The 16,851-nt window shown below is 41.2% G+C and carries 21 protein-coding genes and 1 pseudogene; 6 read left to right on the forward strand and 16 right to left on the reverse strand.

Going from position 1 to position 16,851, the window contains the following annotated elements:
• The coding region (locus tag D5281_RS25425; protein WP_277935173.1) for a hypothetical protein at positions 1-181 on the forward strand (181 nt) is incomplete at its 5' end.
• A gap of 116 nt (positions 182-297) precedes the next feature.
• Positions 298-537 carry a DUF6061 family protein gene (locus D5281_RS04790; RefSeq protein ID WP_160559016.1) on the forward strand — a complete coding sequence of 80 codons (240 nt, stop codon included), beginning with the start codon at positions 298-300 and terminating at the stop codon, positions 535-537.
• Positions 538-744: 207 nt separating this feature from the next.
• On the opposite strand, the gene D5281_RS04795 is transcribed toward D5281_RS04790, so the two are convergent.
• From D5281_RS04795 to D5281_RS25440, 4 genes are all read right to left on the reverse strand, one after another.
• The gene (locus D5281_RS04795; protein ID WP_160559017.1) at positions 745-2,439 is read right to left on the reverse strand and encodes an ABC transporter ATP-binding protein; all 1,695 of its coding nucleotides are present in this window, start codon (positions 2,437-2,439) and stop codon (positions 745-747) included.
• A 422-nt stretch (positions 2,440-2,861) separates the two neighbouring features.
• The gene (locus D5281_RS25430; RefSeq protein WP_277935174.1) at positions 2,862-3,839 is read right to left on the reverse strand and encodes a hypothetical protein; all 978 of its coding nucleotides are present in this window, start codon (positions 3,837-3,839) and stop codon (positions 2,862-2,864) included.
• Positions 3,840-3,871: 32 nt separating this feature from the next.
• Positions 3,872-4,267: a MobA/MobL family protein gene (locus D5281_RS25435; protein ID WP_330584858.1), complete on the reverse strand. Its 396-nt coding sequence runs from the start codon at positions 4,265-4,267 to the stop codon at positions 3,872-3,874.
• Between the two features lie 9 nt (positions 4,268-4,276).
• On the reverse strand, positions 4,277-4,480 hold the full coding sequence (locus D5281_RS25440) for a hypothetical protein (protein WP_277935175.1): 204 nt from the start codon (positions 4,478-4,480) through the stop codon (positions 4,277-4,279).
• 620 nt (positions 4,481-5,100) lie between these two features.
• Here D5281_RS25440 and D5281_RS04805 point away from each other — a divergent pair.
• A pseudogene (locus D5281_RS04805) lies at positions 5,101-5,970 on the forward strand (site-specific integrase); the annotation flags it as partial.
• 188 nt (positions 5,971-6,158) lie between these two features.
• Here D5281_RS04805 and D5281_RS04810 read toward each other — a convergent pair.
• The 5 genes from D5281_RS04810 to D5281_RS04830 form a co-directional block, all read right to left on the reverse strand.
• Positions 6,159-6,371, reverse strand: a complete 213-nt coding sequence (locus D5281_RS04810) for a helix-turn-helix domain-containing protein (RefSeq protein WP_160559018.1) — start codon at positions 6,369-6,371, stop codon at positions 6,159-6,161.
• The gene (locus D5281_RS04815) at positions 6,343-6,801 is read right to left on the reverse strand and encodes an RNA polymerase sigma factor (RefSeq protein WP_160559019.1); all 459 of its coding nucleotides are present in this window, start codon (positions 6,799-6,801) and stop codon (positions 6,343-6,345) included. Before D5281_RS04815 ends, D5281_RS04810 begins: the two co-directional genes overlap by 29 nt.
• A gap of 130 nt (positions 6,802-6,931) precedes the next feature.
• The gene (locus tag D5281_RS04820) at positions 6,932-8,890 is read right to left on the reverse strand and encodes a M56 family metallopeptidase (protein ID WP_160559020.1); all 1,959 of its coding nucleotides are present in this window, start codon (positions 8,888-8,890) and stop codon (positions 6,932-6,934) included.
• Entirely contained in the window at positions 8,883-9,257 is a 375-nt protein-coding gene (locus D5281_RS04825; protein ID WP_120427727.1) for a BlaI/MecI/CopY family transcriptional regulator, read from the reverse strand. The genes D5281_RS04820 and D5281_RS04825 overlap by 8 nt, the downstream gene beginning before the upstream one ends.
• A 192-nt stretch (positions 9,258-9,449) precedes the next feature.
• Positions 9,450-9,740 (reverse strand): YbaK/EbsC family protein, encoded by a 291-nt coding sequence (locus D5281_RS04830; protein WP_277935176.1) that lies wholly within the window; start codon positions 9,738-9,740, stop codon positions 9,450-9,452.
• Positions 9,741-9,879: 139 nt separating this feature from the next.
• Between D5281_RS04830 and D5281_RS04835 the strand changes: the two genes are divergently transcribed.
• Positions 9,880-10,722, forward strand: a complete 843-nt coding sequence (locus D5281_RS04835; protein ID WP_330584859.1) for a LysR family transcriptional regulator — start codon at positions 9,880-9,882, stop codon at positions 10,720-10,722.
• A 356-nt stretch (positions 10,723-11,078) separates the two neighbouring features.
• On the opposite strand, the gene D5281_RS04840 is transcribed toward D5281_RS04835, so the two are convergent.
• From D5281_RS04840 to D5281_RS26485, 3 genes are read right to left on the reverse strand one after another with little or no spacing between them, the layout of a single operon-like run.
• Positions 11,079-11,318, reverse strand: coding sequence for a hypothetical protein (locus D5281_RS04840; protein ID WP_160559022.1), 240 nt, complete (start codon positions 11,316-11,318; stop codon positions 11,079-11,081).
• The gene (locus D5281_RS04845) at positions 11,302-11,565 is read right to left on the reverse strand and encodes a hypothetical protein (protein WP_160559023.1); all 264 of its coding nucleotides are present in this window, start codon (positions 11,563-11,565) and stop codon (positions 11,302-11,304) included. Before D5281_RS04845 ends, D5281_RS04840 begins: the two co-directional genes overlap by 17 nt.
• Positions 11,566-11,598: 33 nt before the next feature.
• Complete coding sequence (locus D5281_RS26485) at positions 11,599-11,820, reverse strand: HNH endonuclease (RefSeq protein WP_330584838.1); 222 nt, start codon at positions 11,818-11,820, stop codon at positions 11,599-11,601.
• A gap of 372 nt (positions 11,821-12,192) precedes the next feature.
• On the opposite strand from D5281_RS26485, the gene D5281_RS04850 reads away from it, so the two are divergent.
• Positions 12,193-12,744 carry a hypothetical protein gene (locus tag D5281_RS04850; RefSeq protein WP_160559024.1) on the forward strand — a complete coding sequence of 184 codons (552 nt, stop codon included), beginning with the start codon at positions 12,193-12,195 and terminating at the stop codon, positions 12,742-12,744.
• Positions 12,745-12,762: 18 nt separating this feature from the next.
• Positions 12,763-13,278, forward strand: coding sequence for a hypothetical protein (locus tag D5281_RS04855; protein ID WP_330584839.1), 516 nt, complete (start codon positions 12,763-12,765; stop codon positions 13,276-13,278).
• 303 nt (positions 13,279-13,581) lie between these two features.
• Here D5281_RS04855 and D5281_RS04860 read toward each other — a convergent pair whose 3' ends face one another.
• The 4 genes from D5281_RS04860 to D5281_RS04875 all read right to left on the reverse strand — a co-directional run bounded on the left by D5281_RS04860 (position 13,582) and on the right by D5281_RS04875 (position 16,738).
• Complete coding sequence (locus D5281_RS04860) at positions 13,582-13,770, reverse strand: hypothetical protein (RefSeq protein ID WP_160559025.1); 189 nt, start codon at positions 13,768-13,770, stop codon at positions 13,582-13,584.
• Between the two features lie 56 nt (positions 13,771-13,826).
• Positions 13,827-14,024: a type II toxin-antitoxin system RelE family toxin gene (locus D5281_RS04865; RefSeq protein ID WP_277935177.1), complete on the reverse strand. Its 198-nt coding sequence runs from the start codon at positions 14,022-14,024 to the stop codon at positions 13,827-13,829.
• Positions 14,025-14,183: 159 nt separating this feature from the next.
• Positions 14,184-15,209 (reverse strand): tRNA preQ1(34) S-adenosylmethionine ribosyltransferase-isomerase QueA, encoded by a 1,026-nt coding sequence (gene queA, locus D5281_RS04870; protein WP_160559139.1) that lies wholly within the window; start codon positions 15,207-15,209, stop codon positions 14,184-14,186.
• Positions 15,210-15,259: 50 nt separating this feature from the next.
• Positions 15,260-16,738: an aminopeptidase gene (locus tag D5281_RS04875; protein ID WP_160559026.1), complete on the reverse strand. Its 1,479-nt coding sequence runs from the start codon at positions 16,736-16,738 to the stop codon at positions 15,260-15,262.
• Positions 16,739-16,851 lie beyond the last annotated feature (113 nt).

Raw genomic sequence — 16,851 nt, forward strand, 5'->3', positions numbered from 1 at the left:
TGCTATTTTATTGCCAGTTTTATTGAATTTTCAAGGTGCATCTGCGCTTATTCAAATGCGAAGTTTGAGTTTGTTATTAAAATTTCCGCCAACCCTTGAAAACACTAAATTTATCGCAGGTGAACTTTCCCTTAAAGTTTCCCTTGTGTTATATCTTCCCACAAGGCATTACGAACCCTGATAAGGGAAAAAATGAGGGAAACAAAACCACATAAAACATTATAACACAAAACATACGGGAATTGTGGACTGATTGAAATGCTTTCAAAAAATCAATGAAAAGAGGACAGATAAAAAATGAATATGATTTACGCAACATACAATATCCACCATAACAGCATTGACGTATACACCCATGCGGGCTACTTTTTACGGATAGACTGCAACAAGGCAGAAGAAGGATGGAAAACTACACCATGCTCTGAATGCGCCTTAAACGCTTTGGCAATAAATGAACCGCTTGAGTATGCAAGACTGTATCTTGAAGGAAATATGCAGATGTGGGTGGATGCGGAGGATTCGTTAGAACTGTGGTAATTTCTTGTAAAACAGCAGAGTCCAAATTTATATTTGGTTACTCTGCTGTTTACTTTTAAGATGGCTATAATCTATAAGTCCAATATGCTAATTAACCTTTCCAGTTTGTATTTCGGGTATAGAAAAGCAACACCTTTAATGAGTAAATTTTGTAGTTTCTTAGACAATGATTGTTTATCTTCTAAATAGATAATATTACAGTCTCATTTAATTAGAATTTTCTTCTTCTTTCTTGTATAAGCCAAAAAAGTAACTGTTATTTTCCAGCAATTCATCAAAAGTCCCATTACCAACAATCTTTCCGTTTCTAAATACAATAATACGGTCAAATTCCCTAATGGAAGTCAGACGGTGGGCAACAGCAATCACGGTAGCATGTTTTATCTGTTCCAAAACATTTTTCATAACGATACCTTCGGTCACGTTGTCCAGTGCTGATGTTGCTTCATCTAAAACGACTATATCAGAATTATCAAACCAAAGTCGGGCTAATGCCAATCGCTGCTTTTCTCCACCCGATAAACAAGTTCCTTTCTCACCTATTTTTGTTTCTACACCTTTATCCAATGCGGCAAGCAATGACAACAGATGTGTTTTTTCAAGGCATACATGAATATCATTTTCTGAAACTTCCCTGTCAAACACAAGATTTTCTCTGATTGTGCCGTCAAAAACAGGAGTGTCCTGTGATAAATAGGATACTTTTTCATACAATGATTCCAGTGAAATATTTTTAAGTGGTTCATCGTCAAAAAGAATATTTCCCTTATCATACTTGAGCAGTCCAACCAAAATTTTTGTCAATGTAGATTTTCCCGAACCCGATTCGCCGACAAATGCTATTTTTTCACCTCTTTTAATAATCAGACTGACAGATTGAAGCACCTCTTTGTTTTCATAGGAAAACGATACGTCCTCAACATGAATTTCGCTTAATGGTGCAGGGAAATCTATGCCTTGTTCAAGCTGTGTATCTTCTTTCAAATCTAACAGCCCCGTAAACCGCATCCAAGTCGTTTTATTCAGTTTGTACTGTACATAAATAACGTTAAAAATTGCGATAGGAGTATACGCATTATCAATCAATGTGATTAAAGCAACTACAGAGCCAATGGATAAATGGTTGTTTCTCCACGCATAAGCTAAAATCCCAACATCTAAGCAGGCAACTAATAATGCAAATATGGTGAAAAACGCTTCGTGTATCATAGTCATTTTTACTTTTGATGATACAATAACACGCTTTGCCCCCAATGCCTTTTTTACTTCATTTGGAAATTGATGTTTCATGCGGAAAATCGGCATTTCCATAAAGCCACGCACAAGAAAATGGTTTAATTCTTCCTCGTTTGTCAGTATCTTTTCCTTTATCTGATACAATCCTTGCAGCAGCAGATTCGTTACCAAAAATACAATAATATATCCTGCCAAAAGAAAATATGTAATCGTTCTGTCTATTTTCCAGATAAAATATAGGCTAAAAAGAATTGTCGGCAGTAAATTTCTGACAACGCTAAACCAAAAGTCATAGAGAACACCTTTTCCTGAATTAGCCCCATTTTCAATCTGTTGAACCAACTTTCCTGTTCCTAACTTTTGGTATTCAGAATAATCCATTCTGCCAATCTTACGCAGTGCCAGTAACTTAAAATCCAGGTAAATCTCATTTCCAAGTTTGGCAGACGGATATTCGTCTATATAGTTCATTCCATAATTGATAAAAAGAATGGCAGCATAAAATAAAATCCCATAAACGGTTATTGTTCTGTCTGTCAGTCCGTCTATAACCTTTTGAAAATAGTCAGCTTTGTAGTTTGACATAAAGGCATTGAATAAGCCGATTAACAGATAGACAATTACCCATTTCTTGTTATTTCTTAAAACTTCTTTCATATAACGCATAACTGTACTCCTTTTCTGAAATGACAAAAATTGTCATTCGATAATATTGTCATTAGAACAGTACAGTTGCAACTGTCAGCAGGTTCAATTATCCTCAGCACAATCTGCTAACAGTTGTATCAACTGTACTGAGTAAATATCTCGGATATATTTCATAAATAAATTCACCTCCATTCTCTTTTTCCAAACAAAAAATCTTCCCATAAAGATAGCAAAAACAACCCAAATACTTTTGGGTATATTTTGCCATTCATGCGGAAGATTTTCAACATCCAACATTATTCAAATCGCAAATACGATTCTCAATTTCTTCGGTAGTAACACGCGAATGGACGAATTGAATTACTACTTCTACAAAATAGCATTTTTCATTGTTTTTGTCAATAACCTTATTCTTGCAATCTCCATTATGATGTGGTAATTCATCTTGCCCTCTTATCCTTACTTTTTGAAGTGTGTTTCGTTTGTCTATCTGCATTTTCTCTTTGATAATTCTGTAATCGTTTGTAAATGCTATCTTCCTGCCTGTCGGCTTTGTCTTGATAATTGTCATTAGCTGTTTTAGAGACAGCAAAGATTTTGTAGAAATCATGTACCGTTTGAAATCCATACCGTTTAACAATCCCCGACAAACCGACTTTGAGAAGGTCTATTTCCTCGTTCTTGCGGTCAATCCTGTTTTGCAGTTCCCCTCTCTTTGTCAGCTTTGCCAATCCTTTCAGGCTGTCACGTTCAAGTTCTAAAGCATTGCGCTCCCTCTCTGCGTCAAAGATAATCCCGTTTTGACGGTTCAGTTCCTTATAAATCTTCAGCAGCTTTGGATATGCGGCGGCTTCAGCGGACATAACAGGTTTTGGCGGTATCTTTGGTGTTTCCTGATTTGTTGCTTTCGCTTGGGTTTTGGGCTGCGGCTCCTGTTTTTGTGCTGACGGATTGACAGCCGGTTCTTTAAGGCGGCTATGCTCCTGCTTTGGCGTTTTATCCGTCTGCGGTATTATTTCTGCCGTTCTTCCCCCGCTTGGCTCTGCAATCGGCGGTAACAATTCTTTCTCAAAAAACTTTGCCGACAGTTCCCTTGCCTTATCCAATACTTTAGAAATCAGCAATGCCAGCGCCGTAACAGCAGTCATAATAATACTTCCCAGACGTTCCGGCTGACTGCCGAATATATCAACGGATTCTTTGATGCGGTCTGTGATATATTTTTTCTTTATCTGTTGTATCTCCGTTTCAGAAACACCGCTGACAATCGCCCTGTCTACCTCACAATTCCAGCGCATACGCATTTCATTATTGGTCTGTATCTGTTCCGCTTTTGGGTTGTTCTTCCCTATTTTCTTGGTGGCAAGATATAATCCGCTGCTATCAAACACATGGAGTTTTTCTTTGTCATCTTTCACTAAAAGATTGATAAGGTCAGTATAGAAATGCTTTATCTCGGCAACAAAATACTCCTGTCAAACAGCTTATTCTTGGCGGTAAAAAGATTGCGCTCATAGACTTCGCCTTTCTTCACGATTTTACAGCCTTTACGGGCATTCCCGTTTTCGTCAAGTATCTCTTTCTTGGTGCGGACGTGTCTCCCGTTTTCATCGTAAAACATATTGCGTGTCGCGGTTTTTTCTATGGGTTCGGGCAACAATTTCCGTTCCGAAATAATAAGGTGAATATGGTAATTTGTCTTTCGTTTGTTATGGTGCAACGCCGATACGCACTCTACACCATACTTTTCTTTGAAACGGTCTGTAAAAAGCTGTAACAGTTTGTCCGGCTCATAGAGGTTTGGGAATGATTCGGGCAGGGCAATGATAAATTCCCTCGCCTCAATGCACTTCCCCTACGTACCGCTTTTTTCAAATTCCTGCTGATTGCATTTCGCAAGCTCCGTCCAGTAGTGGCGGTCTGCCGTTTCATAGACCGCATACAGGTTTTCCTGCTTTGCGTGGCTGGATATATAGGTAATCCTGCCCCTGACATCAGGCAGCTTGCTCATGCGGATAAATGAATGTCTCTGTATTGTGCTTTGTCCTCCCTCCTGCAAATGGCAGTATCAGATCGGAGCAAGCGGAGGTACGGCGGGACAGATTGTGAGTGGGCGGCATAGGCGGTATGTTTAAAAACATATCCGCCTTGTGGCGGTCAATTCAAATGCGTCAGCATTTGTAATTCACGCTTGCGTGAATTTGCTCCCCGCAGGGGCGAAATCCCCATTGCATAAACGAAGTTTGTGCAATGGGTGTATTTCGCTCTCAAACGCCGAGGGCTTTAAGAAAAAGGAATCGTTGCTATATACGCTCGAATTATGCCTGCAAATACTGTAACCATGATAGAAAAAGTGATGGCATTACGTCATTTGTGATGGCAAAAAACGCTATCACTTCGCCTAAAATGATGCCGCTGTGATAGCAAAAAGTGATAGCGCTTATGATAGTAAAAAATTTCATCATGCTATCCAAAAGTGCCAGTCTGAAACTTCTTTCAACTGAAAATGAAGAAAATGAGTTGAACTTTTACAGTCACTTTATGCTGCATTGAAAACGCCACTAAAACATCAGTTGACTTTTTCAACTGAAAATACAGAAATCAGTCGATTTTTTAAGTCAGCTTTTGCCATATGGACTTATTTTTTCAACCCACTTTCTGCCCGTCTCCGCAAGATTGAGCAAAGACTATGTTTTACAGCAGTCGTTCCGTTTTGCGGTATTCCCAAAACAACTAATCACGTTCAATCCAATGCAGTACATCAAGCTGAAGCGAAAGGCAGAGGAAGTGGATTTGTTTTCAGAGGAAGATATGGGACAGTCAAGCACGCAGCCTATTTCCCATGATGACTATGAGAAACTTATCGCTTATCTTAAAAAGAAAAATGTTTCTGCGGTTCTGCCGATACAGATAGCTTACTATGCAGGTCTTAGGATCGGAGAGGTATGCGGGCTGACTTGGCAGGACATCAACCTTGAGGAACAGTATCTTACGGTAAAACGGAGTGTCCGCTATGACGGCGCAAAGCACAAAACGATTATCGGACCGACAAAACGTAAGAAAGTACGGACGGTTGATTTTGGGGACACGCTTACCGCCATACTGAAAAAAGCAAGGAAAGAACAGCTTAAAAATCAGATGCAGTACGGGGAACTGTACCACCGCAACTACTACGAGGAAGTGCAGGACAAAAACAGGGTTTACTATGAGTATTACAGCTTGGAGGACACGCAGGACATCCCGGCGGATTACAACGAAATTTCTTTTGTATGTTTAAGACCGGGCGGCTGTCTTGAAACGCCGAGTACATTGAGTATCGCCTGCCGTACGCTCGCAAAGAAACTGGACGGATTTGAGGGCTTTCATTTCCACCAACTCCACCATACTTATACAAGCAACCTGCTGTCAAACGGTGCAGCACCGAAAGACGTGCAGGAACTCTTGGGACACTCTGATGTGAGCACCACAATGAATGTGTATGCCCATGCTACAAGAGAAGCAAAGCGGACTTCCGCAAGGCTCTTGGATAAAGTGGCGGGCAACGATTAGATACATTCAGAAAAACTTTCCCTTGTAAACTGCCCATAAGGGCAAAAACAAGGGAAAATACATAGCAATTCACTGTATAAGGCTTGAAAAGCCTTGAAAAATAAGGAAAGTTCAAGAAATTCATCTGCAAATCACGCTTTGTCGTTGCTTTATTATATACCCGTTTTCCCAAAAATGAAAGCGATTTTTTATGCTTCATGTTCATCAAAACGGAACTTGAACAGGGCAGCGACAAGCCGGGATTTTATGCTGTCCTCGGTATCCCTGTCGCTATGCCCGTTTTCAATGGCGGTGATTCGGATTCGCCTGCTGTAATGCCGTAAAACCTCGTCTACGGCTTCCGGCTCGCCGCTGGTCGCCCGGACAATCGTTTCATAGGGCAAAAGATTCGGATTCCCCATGCGAAAGCACCTCCATTTTCTTTTGCAGGAGCCGTAAAGTCCTGCTGATTTGATACCCGGTCGTACTCCGGCAGCGTCCGTACATTTCCCCGATTTCCTGCTGTGTGTATTGCCTGAAAAAGTAAAGGAAAATGATTTCCCGGTTCTTCTCCGGCGGAGATAACAGGGCGGCGGCAAGCTCCCCATTAGTGAGGATAACTGTCTGACCGCATATTGTAATGGGGTGTTCTTCATAGGGTGCTTCAAAATATTCGTCTGTTGTGCCTAAAGGGTAAAACTTTTCTTCTGTGAGGTATTCAAGGGATATTTCTTTTTGCCGCCGTCTGCTCCTGTCACGCCATGCGTTGATTGCCGCAAAGCGTATGACGGTCTTGCAAAAGCCATTGAACATATACATGATGTGTTCCTTATATGCTTCTGTGCAAGGCATAGATGATTCCCCCTTTCTCCCACATAGGGCGATGTATGGTTTACGGTTGCATTTATAATTCAGAGGGGCGACAGTATTGTAAACGCCCCTTGACTATCACTGGAAAAATAGAAATGCACAAACTATTGCTTCAATTTGATGCAGTTTCTATATATGATAAAATGTATTTTGCTATCTCCTCTGACACTTGATAATATGTTATAAATTCTCCCCGATCACTATATTCACCCGGAATTATTTCCTCAATATAATAATTACCATTGCTTTTATAAAGTATCTCGGTAGACATTTCTTTTAACTCTTTTTTATTATCCCTTGATAACATAAATCTAACAATTTGACATTCAACTTCTTCGGGATTTGGTGCATTATCTGCATATTCCCACTGATCCAGAGCCAACCCGTTTAGATATTGCGCTATTTCAGAAATATCGTCTATTTCATTCAGTAACGTATTTTTATCTGCTCCGTAAAACTGTATCTTCTGCTCTTTAGAAGTCTTGAGTAGTTCCTTTTCTGTAAAGGATGTTTCTCCTTGATAATATCGGGCATTCTCTATATCATCTGTTTTTTCAATATCACTATTTGGCACATAAAAATCAAGTCCCCACCCATCCAGTATATCCTTCGCTGTTATATTCTTATTTAGCTCTAAGTCTTCCGGCGCATTAAGAAACCGTCCCGCCTTTTCTGATATTCTGGCTATTGTTTCTATTTCTTGATCATAATCTCGTATAATATATTCACCTTTATCGGAAATATATAATTCTAAGGTACTCATATGAACTAACGGTATTCCATCCGGTAAAAATATAGGTTCATCAATTACCTCATATGATATATAACTATATACCAAGTCTATATCTTTGGGCAGCTGTTCCATATCATTCCAAGATTCAATATCCAGTTGTTTTACGAGTCTTTCTATTTCTTTATTATTGTCAATGATACCAATCATCTCACCAGAAGCTGAAATAATTTCAGTAAATTGTTTTTTTTCTTCATCGTTTCCGAAAATATCTGCGGCAGCTTCCATGAATGATTTCTTTTCATTAGCAGTAGAAGGGGCGGCGTATGCACCAGCTACAAAAAAGCAGATACAAACGGCAACCGTGAAAATAGCAGTAATGGCAATTATCACTTTTGATTTTTTCCTAAATTTCATAATTGCACCTAACCTTTCTTTTAACTGTTCTGCTCCCTCAGTCAAAGTGACGGAAGCTAAAGAACTTTTGTAGAGATTGTTCGACTTCAAAAAGGAAATTAGTATATCTCCATACTCACGTCTTGCGGTATCGTCAAGTACAGATATGACTTTTTCATCACATGACAATTCACAAGATTTATTCACTTCCTTTTCCAGCAAATATACAAAAGGATTGAACCAATGGACGCACACAACAATCTGTATCAGCCATTTATAAAACATATCCCTTTGTTTGTAGTGAATCAGCTCATGCACAAAGATATAAGACATCTCTTTATCTTCCCATTCGCGGGTAGGCAAAATGATTCTTGGTCGAAAGAAACCAATCAGCATAGGGGAAGCAATCAGCGGATTACAGGATAGTTCTACCCTTGTCTTAATATTCAGTTTTTCTTCACAATCAGATAGCAGATTCAAGATTTTTATATCCGATACTTCTTTATTTCCTGCTTTGATGTATTGGATAAAGCCTTGATAAACCGTTACTTTGCGGACAAATAAAACCAGTGCCAATGCTGACCAGATAAAAAACAGGCAGATATATTTGTTAAATGGTTTACGCATGGCAGCGGTGGTTACTTCCCGGTTTGTCTGTATCGGCTCTGCTTTGCTGTTATCCGTATCTGCGGGAACGGGTACATTGGGGCTTGCAGGGATTTCATTTGTTATTGCTGCTGTATCGAATTTTTCAAACAGACTTCCAATAATCGTAGTATCGGGAGTAAAGGGAAGCAGAAACCGCAGCGCAACAACTATCCAGATATAATACTGCCAACGCTTGCTAAATTTGTTTTTATACAGTGGCTTCAATCCCAAAATGAGAAGCAGTAACAGTGCGCCGGAAACAGACAACGACAATAATATTTTTATAAACTCATTCATTTTCTTTTCTCCAAAATGTTTCAATTTCTTTCAATTCGTCTGCCGAAAGAATATCCTGCCGCAACAAGGTTGACACTAAGTTTTTCACATTCCCGCCGTAGACTTTATCAAGAAAGCTGTGGGTCTGCATGGTCTGGTATTCTGCTTCTGTTACCGTAGCCACATACTCATTTTTTCTGCCGATTTTTTTGACTTTCAAGAACTTTTTTTCTCCTAAACGGGAAAGCAGCGTGAGTACGGTGTTGTTCTTCCATTCGTTTTTATCTTTTTCCAATTCCTCCATGATGAGGGAATATAAAGCTGCCCCTCCATTCTTCCAAATGATTTTCATTAGTACCAATTCGGATTCAGAAATTTGCTGTGCCATTTTGTCCTCCTTTTATCTTAACATCTTGTGGGTGTGCAAATATCTTAACACTTCGTGGGTGATAATGCAATACCCTAATGATAATTTAAGAATTTATAAAAAGATATGAAAAATAGGGGGAATTTCGTAGTAGTCGGCATTGTGGAAAAATCTAAACTTTTGGATTTTTCCATAATGCTTGTCTTTTGGTCTTTAGCTTCTTTGGTTCGGAATAGTGTGGTGCTGGTGGTCTATCTCTTGTTTTCGGTTGCTTGCTTCTTTACCGTACATGAGCATTGTGTTATGGATACTTGCGTCACCAGCCATCACGACCACCACCGGCCTGCCGTCAGCCAGAAACAACATAGACTTTGTAATTTTTGCCGCTTCACATCCAATTGCCTCTGCTGCATGTTCCACCGTATCGCCAATATGTTGCCGTACAACAACCCGCTCCCCCAAACCTGCCTGTTCAAAATAATTCTTTACTTTTTCATAGGACACTGTCATCACCTCCTGATTTCTCTTTTCTTAACTTGGCCCCATTATATTCTTCCATATATAATAAGTAAAACAAATATTTCTAATACTAACATTAAGAAAGGCGATTTGTCATACGGAACGTTACCTGGCACTGCAAAAAATTGTAGAAATGAAAAGCTTTACGAAAGCAGCGGCAGCTCTTGGATATACACAATCATCCATCAGCCAGATGGTTGCTTCCTTAGAGAATGAATTGTCAATGAAACTCCTTATCCGTTCACGCACCGGCGTTAAACTGACTTTAGAAGGGGAAGAATTGTATCCTTTTATTGAAAGGACGATATTACAGTACCATTCCATGCAGGAGAAAGCTCTGGAGATCAAAGGGCTGGAGACAGGAATCATACGGGTTGGGACCATCACAAGCGTCACGTGCCACTGGATGCCCATGCTGATTAAGGGGTTCCAGCAAATATATCCCAATGTCCAGTTTGTTTTCCACGATGGAGACTATACTTCGATTCAGGAGTGGAGCAAAACAGGGGTTGTTGATTTCAGATTTATTACGCCGCCTGCCGTTACCGGACTAAATACGATTAATATAAAAGCCGGAGAGATACTGGCCGTCCTGCCCCAAAATCATCCTCTGGCTCAAAATACAGCCATCCCGCTAAGTCTCCTCACAAAAGAACCCTTTATCCTGTTAGAAGAAGGACATTATAGTGAGCCGCTGGAAGCATTTCACAGCATTGGCCAAGAGCCCGATATCAAATATACCATTCATGATGATTTTGCAATTATGACTATGGCAGAAGCAGGCCTTGGCGTAAGTATTTTAGCAGAGTTGATGCTCAGACGGGCAAACTATGATATCATCTGCCTGCCAATAGTTCCGCCCATATACCGCGAATTGGCTATCGGCTATAAAAATAAAGACAGCCTGCCCATTGCCAGCAAATATTTTATTGAATATTTAATTGAAAATGCTGACAGGCTGCCTTAAAGCAGAAATTTGGTATAAATCGTATACAAAAATTCCCCTTGCACTAATACGCCATATATGTGTGGAATCTGTCATGCAGCTTCAAACGCTATTCCAGCCAATACTAAAAGGCCATATAAAAGATATAAGATCACTCATATGCATCATACAATTCCTTCCGAAACTGTCTTGTCACAGGATAAGCAATATCCTGATAGATATCCCTTCCGTTAACAGTTCCCCTTCCGAAAGGGCTTCCAGACCGCATAATGCATTGTGGAATTTCAGGTAATCACAAAGGCCCTAATACCCGGCTTTCTTGTCTCCGCTTCTGATGGCATTGTCAAGGAGCGTTAAAAATGTGGCAGGTTCTTTTATTACAGGAAGTACGCCAAACGATACTTTCGCTTCCCCTTCCCTGAAGAAATCCACCCGGTATAAGAGTTCTTTTCCGGCTGGATCTCCGCCAAAGGCAAAGGCAGCGCCTTAAGCAGCACTGCCTTATCCTCTTTCTTATATACAAATGTGATAAGTGGGATTCCTTTCTTACGTTCCTCACCGGTAGTCCTTACATCCATCAAAAATTCCTTTAATGCTTTCTCAATGTCCTTCTTCACGGGCAGCCTCCTTCCTGTCCTCAAAAGGATTAGTGGAAAATAACCTGTAGATGGAGCTGTACTTATCGACAGTGATATCCATGGGTACGATCATGCTGCCATGCTTTAAGATACCGGTTCCGCTCTGCGCTCCCCGGACAAACTTAAGCTGTTCCGGGCAAATCCGTAGAAGCCTGCCGCAATAATGCCAGAAACTCAGATTTGGTTTCCTACACCCTCCCTCGGAACCGGACTTACCTGTCTCCAAGTATCCGGCTCCCCATTAGTAATTTACGTATCGCTAACTATGGATTCTCTTATGGCAGTCAGGGCAGACGACTAACGTTTTTCTTCGTTTTGCCTTCATTGCCAACTCCCAATCAGAGTTTTCTAATTCTGTGAGATTTCTAATAACATACACCTCTAATAAATCTTTGTGCTTTTTCCCACATAACTCACAGACTCCCGCATTTAGCCTTTGTCTGATTGTTGTTTTCCAGTTATAATTCGTTCCCCTGAACACAATGACCGTTGCTTCGCCTCTATGTAATTGTGAAAGCTGTCGATCTGCTGTCCTCCCACTCTCTTATTAGGCGTTCCCCTGAATATCCATTATCCAAACAAAGCAGAGCCGCCACTACAAAAAACAGCAACGCCCCCAGCAAGCTACGGGATATTAAAACCAACCTTGCTCTGCTCGGTATTTGCTTGCTATGCAGCAGAACTACAGGGAATTAAACCTTATTTGGGATTAAAGTAGACAGAGAAGATAAATTGTTAAGAGAGGTATAAGGACGTTTGCTACACTTAAGAAGCATTTCACGACAAATAGGTTGTTTCAATGATTTAGACAAACTATAATATCTGTTATTTCTATGATAACAAGGAGGTATTTATGAAACTAAAAAAAGCAATGATATTACTCGGTACTGTCTGTATATTGCACACAATGGTTACAGGATGTGGTTCCAGTCCTGTTGCTAAAACAGAAGAAAACCAGACATACGAAGCATTATCAGAGGAATTGAATGATGCACCGCCAAAAGGGATTGATGGGAACACGGATGGGCTTCAGGAAAATACAGCAGGTAAATGGCAGATACTAGAGCCGGATGTCGCTGCTGTTGTTGATGCGGATTTTCTGGGTAAGATCTGGAAGCTTGAAGAAGACTCATTTTTCATTGCCGAAAAGAAAGTAAAAATTCTTGATGACGGTTCCTTATCATACAGTTCTCCAAGCTCCAATGCTGATCTCCCTGATTCCCAGTTGATTCATGTCATTTTGGAAGATGATACTCGTTTTTATTCAAAAACCACTGATGGAAATGGAGAAAGCTATGAAGACAAAGAGGCTGAATTTCAGGACTTGAAGGTACATATGTCTGTTGAAATGAAGGGCAGCTTTAAAAATGATGAATTTTATGCCACGGAAATACGATTCTTTTAGAAAGTTAGGGGAAAGATTGTGAAAAGGAAATTGATACTGATGTTTATGATAGCTTTAACTGTGGGGATGATCGGATGCTCATCGGAACCAAAAGAGGATGAAATATCTGTGGAGAATGATTCCCCGAAGGAAACGGTTCAGGAAGAAGCAGCGGATGTAAAAACCGTAGATGCAAAAACTACAGAAACAGCAGCAAAATCTACGGAATCGTCAAAGCCGGAAATTACAGAAGAAACCAGAAAAACTCCTTCGGACACCAAAGAAATCCCAGCGGGCGATCCCATGGCCGGAATTGTTAAAAAGTATGAAGGAAACATACTTACACTCAGGTCTCCGGAGGACGATATGCTCTATTATTTTTTCACGGAGAATGCCCCGATATTAGAAGATTATTCCACGGAAAGTTCCCATGAGGCTGAAGGAGGTTCCACAATTGCCATGGGCAATAAAGTGGAGAACAGTTACCGGGGGACTCTTGACGATGAAGAACATCCAACTCAAGCTGTGAAAATTGTAATCATCACAGGTGAATAATTTTGCAAAATTATTGTGTATTCACGGTTAAATCCAAAAGAAGCTGTAAAAAAACAGCCCCTCCATAGTGTTCAGGAGCGGGCTTACCCACAAATTTATTTACAAGGCATGATAACCAGGGTTTTTCTTCCCCGGCTCCTATTTTAGCATTTTGCCGTTTCCTCACCAAATGTAATCAATCCTATTACAATCTGAACTTCACATCCTTTCCCTTGTTCAGTTGCGGAGAGGGTATAAGGGCAGCCGATCCTCTGGTAAAGTTTCCGGCTGCTCTCATTTTTTCTCCTGTTTCCTTGTATCGTTCTACGCCCACACATCTTCGTGAGAAAATAGTTCTCCTCTTTCGATTTCCTGTCTGGCTTCCCTGATTGCTTCCACTTCATCCGGAAGTGCTGCATCCTCCTCCACAAATTTTAAAAGAATCCGGCAGACTGTATCAATCTCTTTTTCGTCTACAATTTCAACCAGACCACGCAACGTATCTCTGCTCACAAAAACCACCTCCTACAATCCTTTATACGCTTCGCCTCTAGGCAGTACAGCATCAATTATAATTGTATCATGCTCCATCTGGTAGATAACCCGGTGTCACCAATCCGGAGCCGATATAAATTTGAGTAGCCCTGCAACTTTTTAATATCTCCAAACGGAATTTTTTCAATTCCATCTTTTACCCTGTCTTTTACTCTTATATCCAGTGACTTGATGCTTTTCCTTGCCTTTTTGGTGTAAATGATATTCGGCATTTTGGGTTCCCCCTTTCGATAACTAGACTTTAGCGTGCGAATGTGCCTTGCGTCAAGCAGTATTTTTTCAATTAACATTATATTCACAAAAGGCCCAGGAATCCTATTCCCAAGCCTTTTTATGAATTTCTATCTGTTTACAAATGTACGAAAACGGTGTTAATAGATAAACATCGCATCCCCAAAAGAAAAAAAACGATACCTCTCCGCAACCGCCGTCTCATAAGCCTCAAGCACCTTTTCCCTTCCTGCAAGGGCGCTTACCAGCATCAAAAGCGTAGATTCCGGCAAGTGGAAATTTGTAATCAAACCGTCAAGTACTTTGAATCGATACCCCGGATAAATAAAAATATCCGTATCGCCGCAGCATTCTTTCAGCATTCCATTTTCATCCGCCGCACTTTCCACTGTCCGGCAGCTAGTGGTACCTACACAGATTACCCTCCCGCCGCTTCTTTTGGTCTCATTGATGATTTGTGCTGTCTGTACTGTCACCTGATAATATTCGGAATGCATGTGGTGATCCAAAATATGTTCAACCTTCACCGGCCGGAAGGTACCAAGACCTACATGGAGCGTTACATAGGCAAGCTTTACGCCTTTCGCTTCTATCTGCTGCAAAAGCTCCCTGGTAAAATGAAGTCCCGCTGTTGGCGCCGCTGCTGAACCGTCATATTGGGCATACACTGTCTGATAGCGGTTTTTATCCTTCAGCTTATGAGTAATATAGGGGGGAAGGGGCATTTCCCCCAGCCTGTCCAAAACTTCCTCAAAAATTCCCTCATAGAAAAATCTGATCAGCCGGTTGCCCTCCTTTAGCACATCCAGCACCTCTGCTTGCAATATACCATCTCCAAAGCTAAGCCGAGCCCCCGGACGCACCTTTTTTCCAGGCTTTGCAAGCGTTTCCCAGACATTTCCTTCCCGTCTTTTTAAAAGAAGAAGTTCAACCGCCGCACCAGTGTCCTGTTTTACTCCAAGCAGTCTTGCCGGGAGGACCTTTGTATTATTCAGCACAAGGCAGTCGCCAGGATTTAGATAGTCTATTATGTCACGAAACACCTGATGCCTTATGTCGCCTGTTCTCTTATCAAGTACAAGCAGACGCGATGAACTTCTCTCCTCCAAGGGATCCTGTGCAATCAGCTCCCTTGGAAGGTCAAAATAAAAGTCCGATGTTTTCAGGGCTGCAGTTTCTTCTGTTCCTGCCATTTCCTTTAATTTGGCTGTTTCCATTACAGACAGGCTCCTTTTAAGAAAGCCTCGTATCCACGTTTGGTCTCATATACATCCGCCTTGCTGGTGGCCTCCCAGGGCGCATGCATATTTAAGACAGCCACACCGCAGTCTATTACATTCATTCCGTAAAGTGCAAGGATATAGGCGATTGTACCGCCGCCTCCCAGGTCTACCCTGCCCAACTCCGCTGTCTGGAAATTGATGCTTTCTTCCTCGAAAATTTTACGAATATGGGCCAAATATTCCGCATTGGCATCATTGGAACCTGCCTTGCCGCGGGAACCGGTAAATTTATTAAACACCATGCCGCCCCCAAGATAGGCTACATTTTTCTTATCAAAGCTGGATGCAAAAGAAGGATCGTAGGCGCTGCTCACATCGGAGGACAACATGCAGGAGGAGGCTAAGCATCTTCTTACATTAAGCTCCGAATATTCTCCTGTGAGATTCATCACCTCTGCAACCATATTTTCGAAAAATCTTGACTGCATACCGGTTGCTCCCACACTGCCAATCTCCTCTTTATCCACCAAAAGACAGCAGGCAGTTCTATCCGTTTCCTCCACTTCAAGCATAGCCCGCAAGGAAGTATATGCGCACACTCTGTCATCCTGTCCGTAGGCTAAAAGCATGCTGCGGTCTAAGCCCGCCTCCCTAGCTTTTCCGGCAGGTACCACCTCAAGCTCTGCGGAAAGAAAATCTTCTTCCTCCACATCGTAAGTTTTCTTTAAAATGTCAAGAATACCCTTTTTGACCGCATCTCGGGCACGCTCCTTTTCTTTCTTTTTATCTGCCGCATCTTCCTTATCATCTTTGGCCGTATCGCTGCTTGCGTCTTTTGCGCTTGCTCCATCCTCATCCCCTAAGACGATAGGTCTATTCCCTACAATGATATCCAAGGCTTCGCCTTCTATCACCTTTGCCGCCTTTTTCTCAAGCTGCTCCTGTGCTAAGTGAATGAGAAGGTCAGAAATGAAAAAGACAGGATCCTCTTCATTTTCCCCGATATTGATTTCCACGGTAGTTCCATCCTTCTTTACAATCACACCATGCAAGGAAAGAGGAATCGTCACCCACTGGTATTTTTTGACGCCGCCATAGTAGTGGGTGTCAAAATATGCAAATCCCTCCTCCTCATAAAGGGGATTTTGCTTTACATCAAGTCTGGGGGAGTCAATATGCGCGCCTAAAATATTCATTCCCTCCGCCATTGGTTTCTCTCCAATACGGAACAATACCACTGACTTATTCATCCAGACTGCGTATACCTTATCTCCTTTTTTAAGATTTCCGCCCTCTTTTATAATGGCCTGCAGCTCACGATAGCCTTTTTCCTCAGCGGCATTTACAATATAATCCACGCATTCCCTTTCTGTTTTGGCCGCATCCAAAAAACTCCTGTACTGGTCCGCAAACAAATCAACTTCCTTTAACTGACTGTCATGATACGTTTCCCATGTATTTTTCTTTTCCATTTCAAACCTCCATTTTATACTAACTTTCATGATTCCGCATTGCAGCGACATAAAATTTGTGGGCAAACATTTAGCTGCTCTTAGGCAGCACTTATGGATGCCTCATCGTTTCT

It is taken from the genome of Parablautia muri, assembly GCF_009917485.1.
Lineage (GTDB): Bacteria > Bacillota > Clostridia > Lachnospirales > Lachnospiraceae > Suilimivivens > Suilimivivens muri.